Origin of the sequence: Pseudomonas sp. 14P_8.1_Bac3 (assembly GCF_025466085.1) — a bacterium.
Taxonomy (GTDB): domain Bacteria; phylum Pseudomonadota; class Gammaproteobacteria; order Pseudomonadales; family Pseudomonadaceae; genus Aquipseudomonas.
Genome location: NZ_JANLOD010000077.1, coordinates 1 through 17,536 on the forward strand (window position 1 = coordinate 1; position 17,536 = coordinate 17,536).

A 17,536-nucleotide genomic window follows, 5' to 3' on the forward strand; every position below is an offset into this window, starting at 1 on the left:
TTTGGAGGTTTATTTTTTTTATAGATCGCCGGCGGGGCCCCCCCCCCCCCCCCCCCCCCCCCCCCCCCCCGCTCCCACATTCTTTTCATCATTGACCTGGATATCTGTGTCGAAGTGTATCCCGCCCCGGCAATACGCCCCTTCGCTTACAAACTCCCCCCTTGCGCGACACAGTAGCGATACACCCCGCCCTTTAAATGGCCACATCCGAGCAAGGCACCCCGCCCGCTCCGGTTATCGCCGCACTGACGTGGCGTCCTTTATCGAATGGTTGTGTCGTACAACCCAGGAGTATTGAAATGTCCCGTACCACCAAAAACACTATCGGTCTGCTCGGCGCTGTTCTGGCTGGCGGCATGATGTTGACTGGCTCCGTTTTCGCTTCGCAGCCGCTGACCCAGGGCTACCTGTTGGCCTCGGCCGAACAGGTGGTGAAAACCCCTGAAGGCAAATGTGGCGAAGGAAAATGCGGTGACGCGTCGATGGCCAAAACCGACACCGATGGTGACGGCAAAGTGTCCCGCGCTGAATTCCAGAAAGTCGCGCCGAAGTCCGACTTCGACAAGATCGACACTAACCACGATGGGTTCATCGACGAGCAAGAGGCTTACAACAACGTGAAAGCCAACTTCGAAGCCAACGGCAAGAAAATGCCAAAAGGCCTGTTCGAGCACCTGAAAGACCAAGACGGCGCCTGAGTCTCAAAAAACAAAGCCGCGCTTTCCCTTCGAAAAGCGCGGCTTTTTTTCGTCTGCAATGTTTCACCCGCTCGCTCGGCCAGCATCAACGTATTCGTGGCACGGGACGCGCTGGCGTTCATCAAGTCCAGCGCAAGGCTCGAACCGTTACGCATGCCATGGGCCCTCCGATCGATCTCGATGACTTGAAAGGATTTGGTTTTTTTTGAAAGCAAAAAAAATCCCCGTATCTTTCGATACGAGGATTTTCAATATGGTCGGGGTAAGGGGATTCGAACTCCTGACATCCTGCTCCCAAAGCAGGCGCGCTACCGGACTGCGCTATACCCCGGTAAAAAAAAGGCACCTTTGAAAGGCGCCTTCTTCGATCAGCGCTTTTGGCCTCTGATCTTAAGATTCGATTCCAGCGCTAACTGGTTTCAAAAATGGTGGGTCGTGTGGGATTCGAACCTACGACCAATTGGTTAAAAGCCAACTGCTCTACCAACTGAGCTAACGACCCAAAAATGGTCGGGGTAAGGGGATTCGAACTCCTGACATCCTGCTCCCAAAGCAGGCGCGCTACCGGACTGCGCTATACCCCGGTTTGAAATTGGCTCCGTGACCAGGACTCGAACCTGGGACCCAATGATTAACAGTCATTTGCTCTACCGACTGAGCTATCACGGAACTACATATTTCAATTTACAACGATAAAGCTTTACTGCGTTCTCTTCGACCCGTTCGCATCGCTGCGTTCGTGTGTCTGAGGCGCGCTATTCTACAATCTTAAGCACCTCTGTCAACCCCTTAAATTGCCTTCAAGTTAATGATTTGCAACTTATTTCAGATTCCTGCTTGGGGAGCAGAAACCCTTCCGGGTGACTTACTGCGGGGCGCACTTTACAAGCCTTTTCCTTTCAGTTCAACAACCTGACGGAAAAAACCTTCGGCCCGCTCACCGCTGCAGGAGCGAGCCTGCTCGCGATGGACTTGAATACAACGCGGGCATTCAGAATGCCCGCGTCATCGTTGACGACCATCGCGAGCAAGCTCGCTCCTACAGGTGAGGGGGTTGTATCAGACGAAGACGATTTCGTCGTTTTCCACCACACCTTTGGCAATATCGCCGGGCATGAAGCGACCCGACAGAATCAGCTGTGCCAGCGGGTTTTCGATCCAGCGCTGGATCGCTCGTTTCAGCGGTCGTGCGCCGTAGACCGGGTCGTAACCCACCGCAATCAGCTTGTCCATCGCCTCTGGGCTGAGCTCCAGTTTCAGCTCGCGCTCGGTCAGACGGCTGCGCAGACGGCCCAGCTGGATCTCGGTAATGCCAGCGATCTGATCCCGCGCCAATGGCTCGAAGATAACCACTTCATCGACCCGGTTGATGAACTCCGGCCGGAAGTGCGTAGAAATCGCATCCATCACCGCAGCACGCTGCGCCTCACGATCGCCCACCAGCTCCTGGATCTGTACCGAACCCAGGTTGGAGGTCATGACGATCACGGTGTTCTTGAAATCCACCGTGCGGCCATGACTGTCCGTCAGGCGGCCATCTTCCAGTACTTGCAGCAGGATATTGAACACGTCCGGATGGGCCTTCTCGACCTCGTCCAGCAGGATCACCGAATAAGGCTTGCGACGCACCGCCTCAGTCAGGTAACCGCCCTCTTCATAGCCTACATAGCCTGGTGGCGCACCGATCAGCCGAGCCACGGAGTGTTTCTCCATGAACTCGGACATGTCGATTCGCACCATCGCCTCTTCGGTATCAAAGAGGAATTCCGCCAAAGCCTTGCACAGCTCGGTTTTACCGACACCGGTCGGGCCGAGGAACATGAACGAACCGCTCGGGCGATTCGGGTCGGACAACCCGGCCCGCGAACGCCGCACCGCGTTGGAAACCGCAATCACCGCTTCGTCCTGGCCGATCACGCGCTGGTGCAACAGGCTTTCCATCTTCATCAGCTTGTCGCGCTCGCCTTCGAGCATTTTCGACACCGGAATGCCGGTCCACTTCGACACAACTTCCGCGATCTCTTCCTCGGTCACCTTGCTGCGCAACAACTGGTTTTCGCTTTTGCCGTGCTGATCGACCATTTGCAGGCTGCGCTCCAGGTCCGGGATCACCCCGTATTGCAGCTCGGCCATGCGGTTCAGGTCGCCTTTACGGCGGGCCGCTTCCAGTTCCTGACGGGACTGTTCAATTTTCTGCTGGATCTGTGCAGAACCCTGGACCTCGGCCTTTTCCGAGTTCCAGATTTCTTCGAGGTCCGAATACTCGCGCTCAAGGCGAACAATTTCTTCCTGGAGTTTCTCCAGGCGCTTGATCGCCGCTTCGTCGCTTTCTTTCTTCAGCGCCTGGGATTCCACCTTCAGCTGAATCAGACGGCGTTCCAGGCGGTCGAGCACTTCCGGCTTGGAGTCGATCTCCATACGGATGCGGCTGGCCGCCTCGTCGATCAGGTCGATGGCCTTGTCCGGCAACTGACGATCGGTGATGTAACGGTGGCTAAGCTTGGCCGCCGCGATGATCGCGCCGTCGGTGATCGCCACTTTGTGGTGAACTTCGTAGCGTTCTTTCAGGCCACGCAGAATGGCGATGGTGTCTTCTTCGCTCGGCTCGTCCACCAACACTTTCTGGAATCGCCGCTCAAGGGCCGCGTCCTTCTCTATATATTGGCGGTATTCGTTGAGCGTGGTCGCGCCGACGCAATGCAGCTCGCCGCGCGCCAAGGCAGGCTTGAGCATGTTGCCCGCATCCATCGAACCTTCGCCTTTACCGGCACCGACCATGGTGTGCAGTTCATCGATGAACAGGATGATCTGCCCTTCCTGCTTCGACAGCTCATTGAGCAGGGATTTCAGGCGTTCCTCGAACTCGCCACGGTACTTGGCACCGGCAATCAGCGCGCCCATGTCCAGGGACAACAGGCGCTTGCCTTTCAGACCGTCCGGCACTTCGCCGTTGATGATGCGCTGGGCCAGGCCCTCGGCGATGGCGGTTTTACCGACGCCGGGTTCACCGATCAGCACCGGGTTGTTCTTGGTACGGCGTTGCAGGACCTGAATAGTGCGGCGAATTTCATCGTCACGACCGATCACCGGATCGAGCTTGCCGTCCTCGGCGCGCTTGGTCAGGTCGACGGTGTATTTATCCAGCGCCTGCCGCGATTCTTCGTGGTTGGCGTCGTTGACAGCCTCACCTCCGCGCAGGTTGTTGATCGCGTTTTCCAGGGCTTTCTTGCTCACGCCCTGACCGAGCAGCAACTTGCCGAGCTTGCTGCTCTCGTCCATGGCGGCGAGCAACACCAATTCGCTGGAAATGAACTGATCGCCCTTCTGCTGGGCCAGGCGGTCAGCCTGGTTGAGCAGGCGCGCCAGATCCTGCGACATGTTCACGTCGCCGGTCGGGTTCTGGATTTTCGGCAGCTGGTCGAGCTCTTTGGTCAGCTCTTTACGCAAGCTGTTGACGTCAAAACCGACCTGCATCAGCAGGGGTTTGATCGAACCACCCTGCTGTTCAAGCATGGCTTGCATCAAGTGCGCCGGTTCGATGGCGGGATGGTCGAGGCCGACGGCCAGAGATTGGGCGTCGGATAGAGCTAACTGCAATTTGCTGGTTAAACGATCTATACGCATGGGTCACCTTCCTTTTGAGCAGGCCGGACCTATAAAACATCCTGAATGAAGAAACCTGCCAGATACCGTTATAGATGCGGTCGATTCTGGGAGTTTCAAGCGTCGATCAGTTGATGCAGATCAGGGAAGTCTAGCCTTCGAGCCAGATAAGGGAGGCAAACCGACCAGTGCGTGGGGAACGGCGGTAGGAAAAGAAGCGCGGGTCGGTCACGGTGCAGAAACCGCCCCCATAGACCGCAGTGACACCGCGAGTGGCCAGACGCAGGCGCGCCAGCTCGTAGATATCCGCCATGAACTTGCCGGCATTGGCGCTGGGCACAAAAGCCCTGGCGGCCTGGGGCAATTGTTCGACGAAGGTTGTGCGTACTTCCGGGCCGACTTCAAAGGCTTGCGGGCCTATGGCCGGACCGAGCCAGACCAGTACATCTGCGGCCGGGACGGCCAAGGTGTCGAGTGTCGCTTCCAGCACACCCGCCGCCAACCCGCGCCAACCGGCATGCGCGGCCGCAACGCGGGTGCCGGCGCGGTCGCAAAACAGCGCCGGCAGGCAATCGGCGGTCATCGCCGCGCAGGCGATGCCGGGTGTTGCCGTCCAGCTTGCGTCGGCGGTGACGACCTGACCTGGGTCGGCGTGGGCCACGGCGATGCCGTGAACCTGCTTTAACCAGGCCGGCTGAATAGCAAAATGATCGGTCAGGCGACGACGGTTCTCGGCAACCGCTTCAGGGTTGTCGTCGACGTGATCACCGAGGTTGAAGCTGTCGAACGGCGCCAGGCTGACGCCGCCCGCACGGGTGGTCACACAGGCTTTCACCCCGGCAGGCGCAGGCCAGTCGGGTATCAGCCAGTCTTTCATCCGATGAACGCCTCACGGTCTTGCTTGAGCAGGGTCAGCAACCAGACGAAATCGTCCGGCAGCGGCGATTCCCAGCTCATGCGCTTACCGGTGGTCGGGTGGTCCAGCTCGAGGAACCGCGCGTGCAGGGCCTGACGCGGGAACGCTTTCAGCGATTCGACCATGGTCACACTGGCGGCCGGGGGAATACGGAAACGACCGCCGTAGGCAGGATCTCCGACCAACGGGAAGTTGATGTGGGCCATGTGTACGCGAATCTGGTGCGTACGACCGGTTTCCAGCTTCACCCGCACGTGAGTGTGGGAACGGAAACGCTCGAGCACGCGGTAATGGCTGACGGCCTGCTTGCCCCCCTCCATCACGGCCATGCGCTGGCGTTGCTGGCCATGACGACCGATCGGCGCATTGATCTTGCCGCCGGCGGTCACGACACCGATCACGATGCACTCATAGATGCGGCTGACGCTGCGGCTCTGCAATTGCGTGACAAGCTGTGTCTGCGCCTGGATGGTCTTGGCCACCACCATCAGACCGGTGGTGTCCTTATCCAGGCGATGCACGATCCCGGCGCGAGGCACATTGATGATGTCCGGCACGTGGTGCAGCAAGGCGTTGAGCAAAGTGCCATCCGCGTGGCCGGCGGCAGGATGCACCACCAGGCCTGCTGGCTTGTTGATCACCAGAATGTCGTCATCTTCATAGACGATGTCCAGCTCGATGTCCTGAGCGATCCATTCGCCCTGAGCTTCCTGCTCGGCAGTCAACTCAAGAATGGCGCCACCGTGGACGATGTCTCGCGGGCGGATTACCGCCCCATCCACAGTCAGGCGGCCGTCTTTGATCCAGGCGGAAAGGCGCGAGCGCGAGTGCTCAGCGAATAATTGTGCGGCGACTTGATCGAGGCGTTGGCCGCCCAATTCGGACGGCACCTCTGCGCGAAGTTCAATTTTATCGGACATGCTCAGACTAGGCGTCGGCACAGCCTTTGGTTTCGGCTGCGCGCTTGTGGTTAAATACGGCGTCTTTTGCCCCGAGGCTATTCAACGGGGCGCTCATCATAACAGGACGGCCCCGCCCAAGACAGCGGCCGTCATAGGGACGCAAGCCGCCATGCAAGTGAAACACCTGCTGCTGATCGCCATCCTCGCATTGACCGCTGCTTGCTCATCGAAGGAAGTCGTAGACGAAAACCTGAGCGAAGTCGAGCTGTACCAGCAGGCTCAGCACGATCTGGACAACAATAGCTACACCGCCGCCACAGCCAAGCTGAAGGCGCTGGAGTCGCGTTATCCGTTCGGGCGCTACGCCGATCAGGCTCAACTCGAACTCATCTACGCCAACTACAAGAACACCGAGCCTGAGGCTGCGAAGTCCGCCGCCGAGCGTTTCATTCGTTTGCACCCCCAGCATCCGAACGTGGATTACGCCTACTATCTCAAAGGCCTGACCTCCTTCGACCAGGACGTCGGCCTGCTCTCGCGCTTCCTGCCACTGGACATGACCAAGCGTGACCCGGGTGCTGCCCGCGACTCCTACAACGAGTTCGCCCAGCTGACCAGCCGCTTCCCGAACAGCCGCTACTCGCCAGACGCCAAGCAGCGCATGATCTACCTGCGCAACCTGCTGGCGGCCTACGAGATTCACGTCGCCGACTACTACCTGACCCGTCAGGCCTATGTCGCCGCCGCGAACCGTGGTCGTTACGTGGTGGAAAACTTCCAGGAAACCCCATCGGTCGGTGATGGCCTGGCGGTGATGACCGAAGCCTACCAGCGTCTGCACCTGGACGAACTGGCGGCCACCAGCCTCGAGACCCTGAAGCTAAACTACCCGAACCACCCAAGCCTGGTGGACGGTCAGTTCGTACCGTCGGTGGCTGAAGCCGACAACCGTTCGTGGTTGAGCAAGGCCACCCTGGGCCTGATCGAATCCCGTCCACCGCTGCCGCCGGGCGAAACCCGCGCCAACCAGGACGTGCAGAAGCAATTCCAGGATGCCAAGGACGCGATTCCCAACGATCTCAAGCCTAAAGATGAAAATGGCGACGTGATCGAAGAAGAAGAGCACACATCCGCAGGCAACAACGACGACCGCTCCTGGTTCAGCTACATGACCTTCGGCGTGTTCGACTGACACACCGGGTTGTGCCAAAAAGGAGCCTTTCGAGGCTCCTTTTTTATTGCCTGAAGTATGTTGAGCGCTATTGCGCGTTATTACGCTGGGCGCTGGTCATGTCCTTGGCTAAACTGCTGGATCACTCGCCATAAAGCAGCTCACCATGCTTCGTTTATTGTTCTGGATCGCCCTGATTGCCGCCGCGGTATGGTTCTGGCGCAAGTTCAAGGGGCAGGCTTCCGCGCCCCGGTCTTCGGCCGAGCTGGAAGCGGCCCCCATGGTCCGTTGCGCCCATTGTGGTGTTCACCTGCCCCGCGACCGCGCACTGAACATTCAACAACAGTGGTATTGCAGCCAGGCTCACCTTGAGCAAGGCCCTGGCCCCAGTGATCGCTGAGGCGTCCAGTCCCCGCAGCAAGCAAGCCCAGCGACTGCTGCGCCTTTATCACTTCTATCGTTTGAGCGTCGGCATCACCCTGGTGCTGCTGATCTCCAGCAACCTCGACAACCAGTTGCTGACCTTCTCCGACGACGATCTGCTGCGCAGCGGCAGCTGGTTGTACCTGGTGCTGAATATTTTGCTGGTGGTGTTCCTTGAGAACATCCGCCGTCCGGCACAACTGTTCACCCTGGCGCTGATCGACGTCCTGCTGCTGTGCGGTCTGTTCTACGCTGCCGGCGGTGTCGCCAGCGCCATTGGCAACCTGTTGGTCGTCTCGGTGGCCATCAGCAATGCCTTGTTGCGAGGACGCATCGGCCTGTTGATTGCTGCGGTCGGCGCGCTCGGCATTGTCGGTTTGAGCTTTATCCTGAGCTTCAACCATCACGCCAGCCCTAACGATTACCTGCAAGTCGGCACGCTGGGTGCGCTATGTTTTGCGGCCGCCTTGCTGGTGCAAGGGCTGATCCGGCGCGTGGAGGTCAGCGAAACGCTCGCCGAGCAAAGAGCCAGCGAGGTCATGGGGCTTGAAGCGCTCAATGCATTGATCCTGCAACGCATGCGTACCGGCATTCTGGTACTCGACAATCAGCGCCGTGTGCAACTGGCCAACCACAGCGCTTTGACCCTGCTGGGCCGGGACACGCTGGAAGGTCAACCGATCGACGACTGCTCCCCCGCCCTGGTCGAACGCCTGCAACTGTGGCTGAACAATCCGACATTGCGCCCTCAAAGCCTGAAAGTCGCCGGCAGCGACCTGGAACTGCAACCGAGCTTCATTGCCCTCGACCAAAGCGCGCACCGTCAGACGCTGGTATTTCTCGAAGACCTCGCGCAAATCACCCAACAGGCCCAGCAACTGAAGCTGGTTGCCCTCGGCCGCCTGACGGCCGGGATCGCCCACGAAATACGCAACCCGCTGGGTGCCATCAGTCATGCTGCCCAGCTGCTGCAAGAGTCGGAGGAGCTCAACAGCGCAGATCGCCGTCTGACCCAGATAATTCAGGATCACTCTCAGCGCATGAATCGGGTAATCGAAAACGTCCTGCAATTGTCCCGCCGCCAGCAGACCGTGCCGCAACGGCTCGATCTGAAACCGTGGCTGGAACAGTTCGTTGTGGAAAGCCGTGAAGGTGCGCTCGACCGCCAGCAGATTCACCTGCGCATCGGTTCAGGCGACTTCAAAACCCTGATGGACCCGAACCAGTTGACCCAGGTACTCGACAATCTGTTGCGCAACGCCTGGCGTCATAGCGCTCAGGCCCACGATCAGGCGCAGGTCTGGCTCGACCTGTTCATCGACCCCGACACCCAGTTGCCGATCATCGAGGTGCTGGACGATGGCGCTGGAGTGGCGCCGGATCAGCAGGTGCATTTGTTCGAACCCTTCTTTACTACCAGCGCACAAGGCACCGGGCTGGGGCTTTATCTGTCCCGTGAACTGTGCGAAAGCAATCAGGCCCGCCTAGACTTCAAACCACGCCAAGGGGGCGGCTGCTTTCGCATCACCTTTGCTCACGGACGGAAACAAGGTTGAACATGAGCCAACAGCAAAAAATCCTGATCGTCGACGACGAACCGGATATCCGCGAACTCCTGGAAATCACTCTGGGACGCATGAAACTCGACACCTTCAGTGCGCGCAACGTCAGCGAAGCCCAGGCCCTGCTGAAGCGCGAGACCTTCGACCTGTGCCTGACCGACATGCGCCTGCCGGATGGAACCGGCCTGGAGCTCGTGCAGCACATCCAGCAACGGTATCCGCAAGTGCCGGTGGCGATGATCACTGCTTATGGCAGCCTGGAAACCGCGATCAACGCCCTCAAGGCCGGCGCTTTCGATTTCCTGACCAAACCGGTAGACCTCGCGCGCCTGCGCGAACTGGTCAGCAGCGCACTGCGCATGCCGGCGCCGGGCGGCAGCGTCGATCGCCGGTTGCTGGGTGATTCGCTACCGATGCGCAGTCTGCGTAAACAAATCGACAAGCTGGCCCGCAGTCAGGCACCGGTGTACATCAGTGGCGAGTCCGGCAGCGGCAAGGAACTGGTCGCGCGACTGATCCACGAACAAGGGTCGCGCGCCAACCAGCCGTTTATCCCGGTGAACTGCGGGGCCATCCCTTCGGAACTGATGGAAAGCGAATTTTTCGGCCATCGCAAAGGCAGCTTCAGCGGTGCCATCGAAGACAAACCCGGGCTGTTTCAGGCGGCCCATGGCGGTACGCTGTTCCTCGACGAAGTGGCGGATTTGCCACTGGCGATGCAAGTCAAACTATTGCGGGCAATCCAGGAAAAAGCCATTCGCAGCGTGGGCGGGCAACAGGAAACGGTGGTCGACGTGCGCATCCTTTGCGCGACCCACAAAGACCTCGATGCCGAAGTCGCTGCCGAACGCTTTCGCCAGGATTTGTACTACCGGCTCAATGTCATCGAACTGCGGGTTCCGCCCTTGCGCGAACGCCGCGATGACATTGAACCGCTGGTCAGTCATGTCCTCACACGCCTGGCCGCAGCGAGTGGCCAGCCCGCCACGACGCTCCATCCGCAAGCGCTCGACGCGCTGAAAAGCTATCGCTTTCCGGGCAACGTACGGGAACTGGAGAACATGCTCGAACGGGCGCACACCTTGTGTGAAAACAATCAGATCGAAGCCAGCGACCTGCGCCTGGCCGAAAGCAACAGCACCGCGGACAGCGGCGTGCCGGACCTGACGCAGATCGACAACCTGGAAGATTATCTGGATAACGTCGAACGCAAACTCATTCTCCAGGCGCTGGAGGAAACCCGCTGGAACCGCACCGCAGCGGCTCAGCGGCTGAATTTGTCGTTTCGGTCGATGCGGTACCGGTTAAAGAAGTTCGGCCTGGATTGAGATGGCCTTCGCGGGCAAGCCTCGCTCCTTGAGGTTAGGCGCCCGCCTCCACGCCGATTTTTTCGACTAGATCCGCCCGCTCGGTGCATACGGCGCCGGATCAATGATCGGCGGCCTGCCCAGCATCATTTCCACAAACAACTGACACGACGCCGGCGCCAGCACCAATCCGTTGCGATAATGCCCGCAGTTCAGCCACAGCCCGTCAAAGCCCGGCACCCGGCCGATGTAGGGAATCCCCTCTGGCGAGCCCGGCCGCAGCCCAGCCCAATGCCCGACCACTTCGGCATCAGCCAGCGCCGGAATCAACTCCACCGCCGACGCTTTCAGACTTTCGAGCGCCGACGCAGTGGGTGCCTTGTCGTAGCCTTCATGCTCCAGCGTACTGCCAATCAGAATGTGTCCATCCCGACGCGGAATTGCATAACGCCCCTTGGCCAGCACCATGCTTGGCAGGAAGTCCGCCGCGCATTTGTAGAGGATCATCTGCCCCTTCACCGGCTCGACCGGCAGTTCCAGCCCCAGGCTTTTCAGCAGATCACCGCTCCAGGCGCCAGCGGTCAAGACCACTTGATCACCGTGGACAACGCCCGTCGACGTCTGTACGCCGACGACTTTATCGCCTTCACGAACGAACCCGCTGACTTCGCATTGCTCGTGGATCGTCACATTCGGTAGCGCCAGCAAAGCCGCCTTGAGCGATTTCACCAACCGTGGATTACGCACATTGGCCACATTGGCCATGTAAATCGCCCGGGAAAAACCGGGGCCCAATACCGGCACGGCGTCGTGGGCCGCCGAGATATCCACAGCCCGCAGCGGACGGTTTTCCCGTTGGGCCCAGGCCAGCGCCTCGGCCTCATCATCCAGATCCAGCCAGTACAGGCCGGTGGTGTGCACCTCGGGATCGACACCGGTTGCGGCGAACAACCGCTCGCCAAGCTGTGGATAAAAATCCTGGGACCAGTGGGCCAGTGCGGTGACCGCTGGGCTGTAGCGCCATGGATAGAGCGGCGAAACAATGCCGCCACCGGCCCAGGAGGATTCCTGGCCGACATTGGAACGATCCAGCAGCACAACGCTATGTACTTCGGACGCGAGATTGAACGCCGTCAACAGGCCAATCACACCACCGCCGACAATCACCACTTGTTGTTGCATGGTCATGCTCTGATCCAACCGTTAGATAGACACAGGGCGCAAGAGGCGCCCGAAAAGAACTTCAGCGACCCCAGCAATCCTTGGTGGTCAGCCCGGCCGTCGCGTTGACCATGCTTCGGACGCCGGTGTTGGTGATGGTGAAATCGCCGCACTTGTCAGTCGCCATGGTGCTGCCGGCCTTGCGCGTGGCGGTCAGCAGGAATGTCTGATCGGCCAGGGTCGGGGTGATGGTGTAATTGTCATTGCCGGCGCTCAGCCCGGTCGCACCGGTGTAGACACTCGACTTCGAGTAAAACCGTTCAAGTATCTGCGCCTGCTCGGTGAGCAGTCCCGCCACTTCTGTCCGACGACCTTTTTTCACGTACTCGGTGAGGCTCGGGTAGCCAATGGTCATGATGATCCCGATGATCGCAACTACGATCATGATTTCGATCAGGGTAAAACCGCGGTTGGATCTGCGCATGCCTCAACTCTCACTTACTGAATTTGTCGCCACATGATGCGACGGCTGCCGCCGCCGGCTTTCTCCACCAGCGAATAAGGCTTCGCACTGGAGTCAGTGACAATCTTGCGGGCGCCTCCGTTGACGATGCCATTCAAACTCGGCATCCCGGTAGCGAACATCGCACCGCTGGTTATCGTATCGGCGCTATCGACCACCCCGTCACCATTGGTGTCGAGCACCGCATAGTTGAGCATCTTACCGCTGAATGCATCCAGTTCGACCAGTTTGCCAGTGCCGAAACTGACACATGGGTCTGTAGTGTCGATGCTGGCGGTGGTAAATACGATTCGTCCCAGCACCAGTGCCGCCTGGTTGATCACCCGCTCACCAGTCAATGCGCTGTTGTAGACCAGTGGCAGGTACCAGCCCTTCTCCGCCGGATACGTCGTTTCATTCTGGCTCGTCGTAATGAACTGCCCTGAGCTTCCCGAGAACACACCCGTCACCGATTGGACCTGCAAACTGGAGGTGGTGATCTGGCCGGAGCCACCATCCGCATCCCACACGGCGTAAAACGCCTGAAGATCCTTGTTGGACTTGTCGACGGTTTCGTTGAATTTGCCGGTGCCGAAAAACACCACCTTGCCGCCCAGAGAGTTGTCCGCCAGCAACGGCTGCGCGGTGATCGGCTGCGTCGCACCGCCTGCCGCGGTGAACAACGGCTTACCGGAAAATGCCACGCCCCAGGTGTCCGTGGTGGCGCCGCTCAAATCAAACTTCCAGAGCCGTCCTTTCAGGTCGCCACCATAGGCGGCCTGCACCACATTCTGCGAGTTGACCTTGAGCTCCACCGACGACAAACCGTTGGTAGTCTCCGTGCTGTCAATGACGATTTTCTTGATCAGTGAACCATCGCGAATGTCCACCACGTACAACGCCGCCACCCCCGAATTACTGCCATAGCCGTTGGAGATAAACGCTGCCCAACGACCATCCGCCAAGCGTGCCACTTCCGGGTGAGCGTAGGCATAACCCAGGTCATTGAAAACGTTCGCCGTATTCGCGGTGGCCGGTGCACTGAATTCCCACAACGCCTTGGTCACGTTACCGGCCGAAGCGTCAAACAGCTGCAACGCGTAAAAGGTCTTGCCGCCCGCCCCCGTCCCGCCGATCGCCAGGGTTTTCCAGGCACCGTTGAGTTGCGCATCGAAGACGCCAACCTGCCCGTCGACCAGAAACTTGTGACTGACACCATTGTTGTAGCCGGTATCGGCGATAAGGCGCAGCGATGGCAATACACTGGAAGGCATGTAGGCATAGCGCCTGGTGCCGTCACTTGAGTTGATGACGCTGACAAAACCGTCGTTGCCGTTGACTACCAGACTGCTTTTCATGCCGCTGGACGTGCTGCTGGCTTTAACGGCGAGATAGTTGCTGTAGCTGGTGTCGTTCACCAGATCGGACGCAGTTTTGTCCGTCGGCGATGCCAACACCAACGGTGAGTTGATGATGTCGCCGAGCAGCACGCTGCGTACTTTCAAACCGGTTTTATTGGTGCCCTTGCTCCACTCCACCAAGTCGTTGCCGGTGATGCCGGTGGGCAGCCCCTGACTGAGCACCGTCTGTTGTGCCGGGGCGAAATTGGTGTAGGCCAGAGTGACAGGCGCATTGCTGGCACTGTTCCACGACTGGTAAATCGGGGCGGTGGCGCCAGGCACGATGGCCGTATCCGTACTCCAGAGCACCGTGTCGGTATTCACCGAACCTGTGGCGGTGAACCCATAGGATTTGACTGTCCCTCGCCAGTCCTTGGGATCGTAGCTGGATTGGTAGTACGAAGATCCAATTCCGACAATTGCACTGCTGACGGTGCCACCTCCGCCTGATCCGGCTTTCGAGGTGATGTCACTCAGGGCTGATGACAGCGCGGTATTGAGGCCTGCACTGTCTGTTGCCTGGTAATACTTGCCCTGCCCGTAAGCCGCCGCGTCCGACAACATCTGATTCGCCGACGTGAAACCCACGGTGTAGGTGTTCATGTTTTGCTTGGGAAAGTCCGGCTCATTCCAGCTTTTGCCGCTGGCATCGGTGCCAGTGGTGCGCATGTCGATATCGAAGGCGAATTTGGCTATGTCGTCCAGGTAAAGGGTGTCGCCCTCGGTGTCCCCGGTAAGGTTGTTACCATCGTTCGCGCTGTTGCCGTCCCAGTTTGGCAAACGGGTCCCACCGAGCGGATCGTTGGTCGGGAAGGTCCGGTCAAACGTCGGCAGGCCATCGGTAATCACCACGCCGTAGTTTTTCTGACACCGATACTGGATGGGGCTGGTATAGGTGGAAGGCGTCGAGTTGTAGTACGGCGCCATGCCACGCATGTAGCGGGTGATCTCGTAATAGGTTTCCGCCAATGGCGTGTTGGCGATGGCGCCGAGGCCATTTATCGAATTGATCAAGGCGTTGTAGTTCGTGTCGGCCTGGGCCTGCGTGACGCTGCCGCTTACTGGAGACAGATCACTGACGGCACGGGCAATGAAGCCGCCGGGGCCGGAGTTGCTGTTGGTGGGCGGGTTGAAGGTCGCCAGGCCTATTCGCAATGACCGGTTGCTGGAGACTAGATTGGTGGACACACCCTGTGCAACGTTGATGCGGTAATCGTTGGGTATCGCACCGGTGGTGTAATCCCGGCTCGCGCCATTCGCTAGCGTCACCAGATAGGACAGGTAGTTCGCCGTGTAACGGGTGTTTTCATTGCCCACCGGGTCGGGTAGCTTCAGGCAGATCGATGACAGCCCCAAAAAACCTCGATAAAACCCGTACCAGTTACCAATGGTGGAGCACCCGCCGCGATTCAAACTCGACAAGGCGATATTTGTATCGGTCATGTCCAGATTCTGGCCACTGAAACAAGAGGTGTTGGAACTGCAGTTCGCAATTTGCGGGCGACTGGCATTCGGATCGAACCCCGACGCCCAGATGATGTTGTTCATACTCCCCGAATCATCGATCAGCAGCATCACGTTTGGCGGTACTGCCGCAGCGCTCAGCAAGGGCGAATCCGATGGCGTAAACGCGTACGCCGGGGCCGACAGGTACAAGCCCAATAGAACGCCGCAAAACATTCTCAAAATGCCGAAGCGTCCCTCAGTACTTCGCATAAATACTCTCCACCACACTGCGAACGTTATTGCCCACGATGGCCACAGCCGTGACCCGGTAAAGCGTCGCAGAGGTGTTGCTCGGCACATTGACGGCATTCAGCGTAACGCCGATGTTCTGTACCCCATAAAAGCCGTTCGCGGCCGCAATCCAGGTGACACCCGACGTGGAATTGAACCCCGCGGCGGTGATCGACGACGACTCCGCCGGCGGCGCGCATTGCGTGGTACTGCTGCAAACCGGCAGGGTGTAGGTGGACACCTGCACCGCACTTTCGCCGATGCGCAATGCGGCTTCGGCGATCTGGAACGATTGATTGCGCAGGGTCACGCTGGTGGCCATTTTTTCCTGCAAGTTGGCGTTCTGCATGGATGAAATACCGATCAATGTCAGCAATAACAGGAACACCAGGCTGACCAGCAGCGCCATGCCACGCTGGCGGTCAGAGGCTATGGAGTGATAATTCATTGGCCCTCCCTCAAGGCAAGCGGTTGCGCAAAGCGGCAACCACGTTGAAGGTTTGATCACGAACCTTAGCGTTCGGGTCGAACAGGGTCAGCGTCAGACGCACACTTCTGATTCGCGCAGGGTCGGGCGGGTTGGTACTGTAACTGGACGCAGAGGTGTCAGTGGCCGATGCAGCGAGACCGAAACTCACATCGAATGTCCTGACGTTGTCGACCAGCACCTGCTGGGCCGGCGTTCCAACGCCGCTGCCCATTGTCAGCTGGTTGTTCTTGAGGCTGTAGATCAGCCGCCGAATCGGAAACGCCAATTGTCCCGCGGCGGGCGCCCGCAAATTTGAATAGGCCGTCGCCGCCGTTCGACAATCCGAAACGACTGTCCAGGTCGGTACACCGCCCCCCGCGCCCACATCGGCAGTCACCAAGGTGAGGTTGAGATTGGCGTTGTCCCAACTGATCGGCGTTACCTGGCTGGCACTGAAACCGGTCCCGTCGCTTGCATCGGCAATGGTCCCCAGGCAGCCAAACATCCCTACCATGCGGATTTCCTGAATCATCTTGCTCAGCACGAAACGCGCGTCTTCCTGCATGTTGGCCGATGCGTTCTGACTGACATAGGTGTTTTTTGCCGCGATGAAAATCTGCACCACTCCGAGCACCACCACCAGACCCAGCGCCATCGCGATCAGCAACTCAATCAGACCGAAACCTCGATTGGAACGATTCATGGCGTCGCCACCGGATCGACGCTGGCGCGACTGGTCAGCACAAAGCTGCGGCGGGCATTGGCCGTGTTGGCGGCCCGCGAGTCGTCCCAAGTGATGGTGATGGTGTAGACCCGCTGATTGAGCGTGACGCTGCCGGTGGCGGTGCTGCCGAGGAAACTGACGATGTTGGACGTGAAGTCGTAGAGGTCCTGATCCCGGGCGACATTCAGGTTGCCCGCAGCGGGTGGTGCGACGGTGTAGTCGGCGCCGGAATTGGCGCGGATGCGGTCCATCATGTCGTAGGCGATAAAACTCGCCTGGCTGGTCGTACGCGAGCTGTCGGTGTATTTCAGCGCATTGAGCTGAAACGCCGCCGCCCCCAGCAGCCCCACGCTCAGAATCAACAGTGCCACCAGGACTTCAATCAGCGTCATGCCTTCCTGTGCACGTTTGCTCCATCCCCTCATCCGCAATTTCCACCCAATAGAATTCGTCCATTCAAACACACCGTCAGCGTCCTGTTCTGTGCCCCCAGCACATAGTTGAACACCACGGCCGAGGCCGGTGCCGACAGCCCGCCGAGATTGTTGAAATCGATGGCGCTCACTCCCAAGGGTAGCGGTAGAGCGGCGCCGCTGCTCATCGCTGGAACAACCCGCAATACATTGGCAGGGTTGCCGGTACTGTCATACACCGACAGCTCTCCGGTCCAGACGCTATCGCCCGCCGTTGGCCGCACCCGAGTGGTAATGCCGCGGTTGATGGCTTCGAGGCGGGCGTAGTTGAGGCCGCGTTGCAGGTCGCTGAGCTCGGTGTCGGCCTTGGTGCTTTGCACCGAACGCGTAAATGTCGGTACCGCAACGGTGACCATAATCAGGAACACCGCGAGCGTGACCATCAACTCGATCAGCGTGAAACCTTTTGTACGATGATCCATCGGTGCCCTCCGTTGTCGTCGGCTATACCTGCTTTAACACGCTAGAACATTCGACTGACCGATGTT

The 17,536-nt window shown here is 59.0% G+C and carries 15 protein-coding genes and 4 tRNA genes; 5 read left to right on the plus strand and 14 right to left on the minus strand.

Going from position 1 to position 17,536, the window contains the following annotated elements:
• Positions 1-299: 299 nt before the first annotated feature.
• Positions 300-698, plus strand: a complete 399-nt coding sequence (locus NTD84_RS28420) for an EF-hand domain-containing protein (RefSeq protein ID WP_262172378.1) — start codon at positions 300-302, stop codon at positions 696-698.
• Positions 699-952: 254 nt separating this feature from the next.
• Here the strand turns inward: NTD84_RS28420 and NTD84_RS28425 are convergent.
• The 7 genes from NTD84_RS28425 to rluD form a co-directional block, all read right to left on the minus strand.
• Positions 953-1,029: transfer RNA gene (locus NTD84_RS28425), tRNA-Pro, on the minus strand.
• Positions 1,030-1,124: 95 nt separating this feature from the next.
• A tRNA-Lys gene (locus NTD84_RS28430) sits at positions 1,125-1,200 on the minus strand.
• Between the two features lie 5 nt (positions 1,201-1,205).
• Positions 1,206-1,282 (minus strand) — tRNA-Pro (locus tag NTD84_RS28435).
• Between the two features lie 9 nt (positions 1,283-1,291).
• Positions 1,292-1,367 (minus strand) — tRNA-Asn (locus tag NTD84_RS28440).
• A 390-nt stretch (positions 1,368-1,757) separates the two neighbouring features.
• The gene (gene clpB, locus NTD84_RS28445) at positions 1,758-4,322 is read right to left on the minus strand and encodes an ATP-dependent chaperone ClpB (RefSeq protein WP_262172379.1); all 2,565 of its coding nucleotides are present in this window, start codon (positions 4,320-4,322) and stop codon (positions 1,758-1,760) included.
• A 130-nt stretch (positions 4,323-4,452) separates the two neighbouring features.
• The gene (gene pgeF, locus NTD84_RS28450) at positions 4,453-5,178 is read right to left on the minus strand and encodes a peptidoglycan editing factor PgeF (RefSeq protein WP_262172380.1); all 726 of its coding nucleotides are present in this window, start codon (positions 5,176-5,178) and stop codon (positions 4,453-4,455) included.
• Positions 5,175-6,137: a 23S rRNA pseudouridine(1911/1915/1917) synthase RluD gene (rluD, locus tag NTD84_RS28455; protein ID WP_140681055.1), complete on the minus strand. Its 963-nt coding sequence runs from the start codon at positions 6,135-6,137 to the stop codon at positions 5,175-5,177. Before rluD ends, pgeF begins: the two co-directional genes overlap by 4 nt.
• Positions 6,138-6,288: 151 nt before the next feature.
• Here rluD and NTD84_RS28460 point away from each other — a divergent pair, with 151 nt between their 5' ends.
• The 4 genes from NTD84_RS28460 (at position 6,289) to NTD84_RS28475 (ending at position 10,603) form a co-directional block, all read left to right on the plus strand.
• Positions 6,289-7,311: an outer membrane protein assembly factor BamD gene (locus NTD84_RS28460; protein ID WP_262172381.1), complete on the plus strand. Its 1,023-nt coding sequence runs from the start codon at positions 6,289-6,291 to the stop codon at positions 7,309-7,311.
• 145 nt (positions 7,312-7,456) lie between these two features.
• Positions 7,457-7,690: a PP0621 family protein gene (locus NTD84_RS28465; protein ID WP_262172382.1), complete on the plus strand. Its 234-nt coding sequence runs from the start codon at positions 7,457-7,459 to the stop codon at positions 7,688-7,690.
• A complete protein-coding gene (locus NTD84_RS28470; RefSeq protein WP_262172411.1) occupies positions 7,680-9,269 on the plus strand; it encodes a sensor histidine kinase in 1,590 nt (529 codons plus the stop codon). Before NTD84_RS28465 ends, NTD84_RS28470 begins: the two co-directional genes overlap by 11 nt.
• A gap of 2 nt (positions 9,270-9,271) precedes the next feature.
• Complete coding sequence (locus tag NTD84_RS28475) at positions 9,272-10,603, plus strand: sigma-54-dependent transcriptional regulator (protein ID WP_262172383.1); 1,332 nt, start codon at positions 9,272-9,274, stop codon at positions 10,601-10,603.
• Between the two features lie 66 nt (positions 10,604-10,669).
• On the opposite strand, the gene thiO is transcribed toward NTD84_RS28475, so the two are convergent.
• The 7 genes from thiO to NTD84_RS28510 are packed head-to-tail and all read right to left on the minus strand — an operon-like array spanning position 10,670 to position 17,470.
• Entirely contained in the window at positions 10,670-11,770 is a 1,101-nt protein-coding gene (gene thiO, locus NTD84_RS28480) for a glycine oxidase ThiO (RefSeq protein ID WP_262172384.1), read from the minus strand.
• 55 nt (positions 11,771-11,825) lie between these two features.
• Positions 11,826-12,227 carry a type IV pilin protein gene (locus NTD84_RS28485; protein ID WP_262172385.1) on the minus strand — a complete coding sequence of 134 codons (402 nt, stop codon included), beginning with the start codon at positions 12,225-12,227 and terminating at the stop codon, positions 11,826-11,828.
• Between the two features lie 14 nt (positions 12,228-12,241).
• Complete coding sequence (locus tag NTD84_RS28490) at positions 12,242-15,361, minus strand: pilus assembly protein (RefSeq protein WP_262172386.1); 3,120 nt, start codon at positions 15,359-15,361, stop codon at positions 12,242-12,244.
• Positions 15,348-15,830 carry a PilX N-terminal domain-containing pilus assembly protein gene (locus NTD84_RS28495; RefSeq protein WP_262172388.1) on the minus strand — a complete coding sequence of 161 codons (483 nt, stop codon included), beginning with the start codon at positions 15,828-15,830 and terminating at the stop codon, positions 15,348-15,350. The genes NTD84_RS28490 and NTD84_RS28495 overlap by 14 nt, the downstream gene beginning before the upstream one ends.
• Positions 15,831-15,840: 10 nt before the next feature.
• Entirely contained in the window at positions 15,841-16,554 is a 714-nt protein-coding gene (locus tag NTD84_RS28500) for a PilW family protein (RefSeq protein WP_262172389.1), read from the minus strand.
• Positions 16,551-17,000: a type IV pilus modification protein PilV gene (gene pilV, locus NTD84_RS28505; RefSeq protein ID WP_262172390.1), complete on the minus strand. Its 450-nt coding sequence runs from the start codon at positions 16,998-17,000 to the stop codon at positions 16,551-16,553. The genes NTD84_RS28500 and pilV overlap by 4 nt, the downstream gene beginning before the upstream one ends.
• Entirely contained in the window at positions 16,997-17,470 is a 474-nt protein-coding gene (locus NTD84_RS28510) for a GspH/FimT family pseudopilin (protein WP_262172391.1), read from the minus strand. The genes pilV and NTD84_RS28510 overlap by 4 nt, the downstream gene beginning before the upstream one ends.
• Positions 17,471-17,536: the final 66 nt, after the last annotated feature.

Bases quoted from the DNA above. Each gene is read 5' to 3' on its own strand.
- NTD84_RS28465 (WP_262172382.1), top strand. From the start codon at position 7,457: ATGCTTCGTTTATTGTTCTGGATCGCCCTGATTGCCGCCGCGGTATGG.
- rluD (WP_140681055.1), bottom strand. From the start codon at position 6,137: ATGTCCGATAAAATTGAACTTCGCGCAGAGGTGCCGTCCGAATTGGGC.
- clpB (WP_262172379.1), bottom strand. From the start codon at position 4,322: ATGCGTATAGATCGTTTAACCAGCAAATTGCAGTTAGCTCTATCCGAC.
- NTD84_RS28500 (WP_262172389.1), bottom strand. From the start codon at position 16,554: ATGAATCGTTCCAATCGAGGTTTCGGTCTGATTGAGTTGCTGATCGCG.
- pilV (WP_262172390.1), bottom strand. From the start codon at position 17,000: ATGAGGGGATGGAGCAAACGTGCACAGGAAGGCATGACGCTGATTGAA.
- NTD84_RS28460 (WP_262172381.1), top strand. From the start codon at position 6,289: ATGCAAGTGAAACACCTGCTGCTGATCGCCATCCTCGCATTGACCGCT.
- NTD84_RS28475 (WP_262172383.1), top strand. From the start codon at position 9,272: ATGAGCCAACAGCAAAAAATCCTGATCGTCGACGACGAACCGGATATC.
- NTD84_RS28495 (WP_262172388.1), bottom strand. From the start codon at position 15,830: ATGAATTATCACTCCATAGCCTCTGACCGCCAGCGTGGCATGGCGCTG.
- NTD84_RS28490 (WP_262172386.1), bottom strand. From the start codon at position 15,361: ATGCGAAGTACTGAGGGACGCTTCGGCATTTTGAGAATGTTTTGCGGC.
- NTD84_RS28420 (WP_262172378.1), top strand. From the start codon at position 300: ATGTCCCGTACCACCAAAAACACTATCGGTCTGCTCGGCGCTGTTCTG.
- NTD84_RS28485 (WP_262172385.1), bottom strand. From the start codon at position 12,227: ATGCGCAGATCCAACCGCGGTTTTACCCTGATCGAAATCATGATCGTA.
- pgeF (WP_262172380.1), bottom strand. From the start codon at position 5,178: ATGAAAGACTGGCTGATACCCGACTGGCCTGCGCCTGCCGGGGTGAAA.
- thiO (WP_262172384.1), bottom strand. From the start codon at position 11,770: ATGACCATGCAACAACAAGTGGTGATTGTCGGCGGTGGTGTGATTGGC.
- NTD84_RS28510 (WP_262172391.1), bottom strand. From the start codon at position 17,470: ATGGATCATCGTACAAAAGGTTTCACGCTGATCGAGTTGATGGTCACG.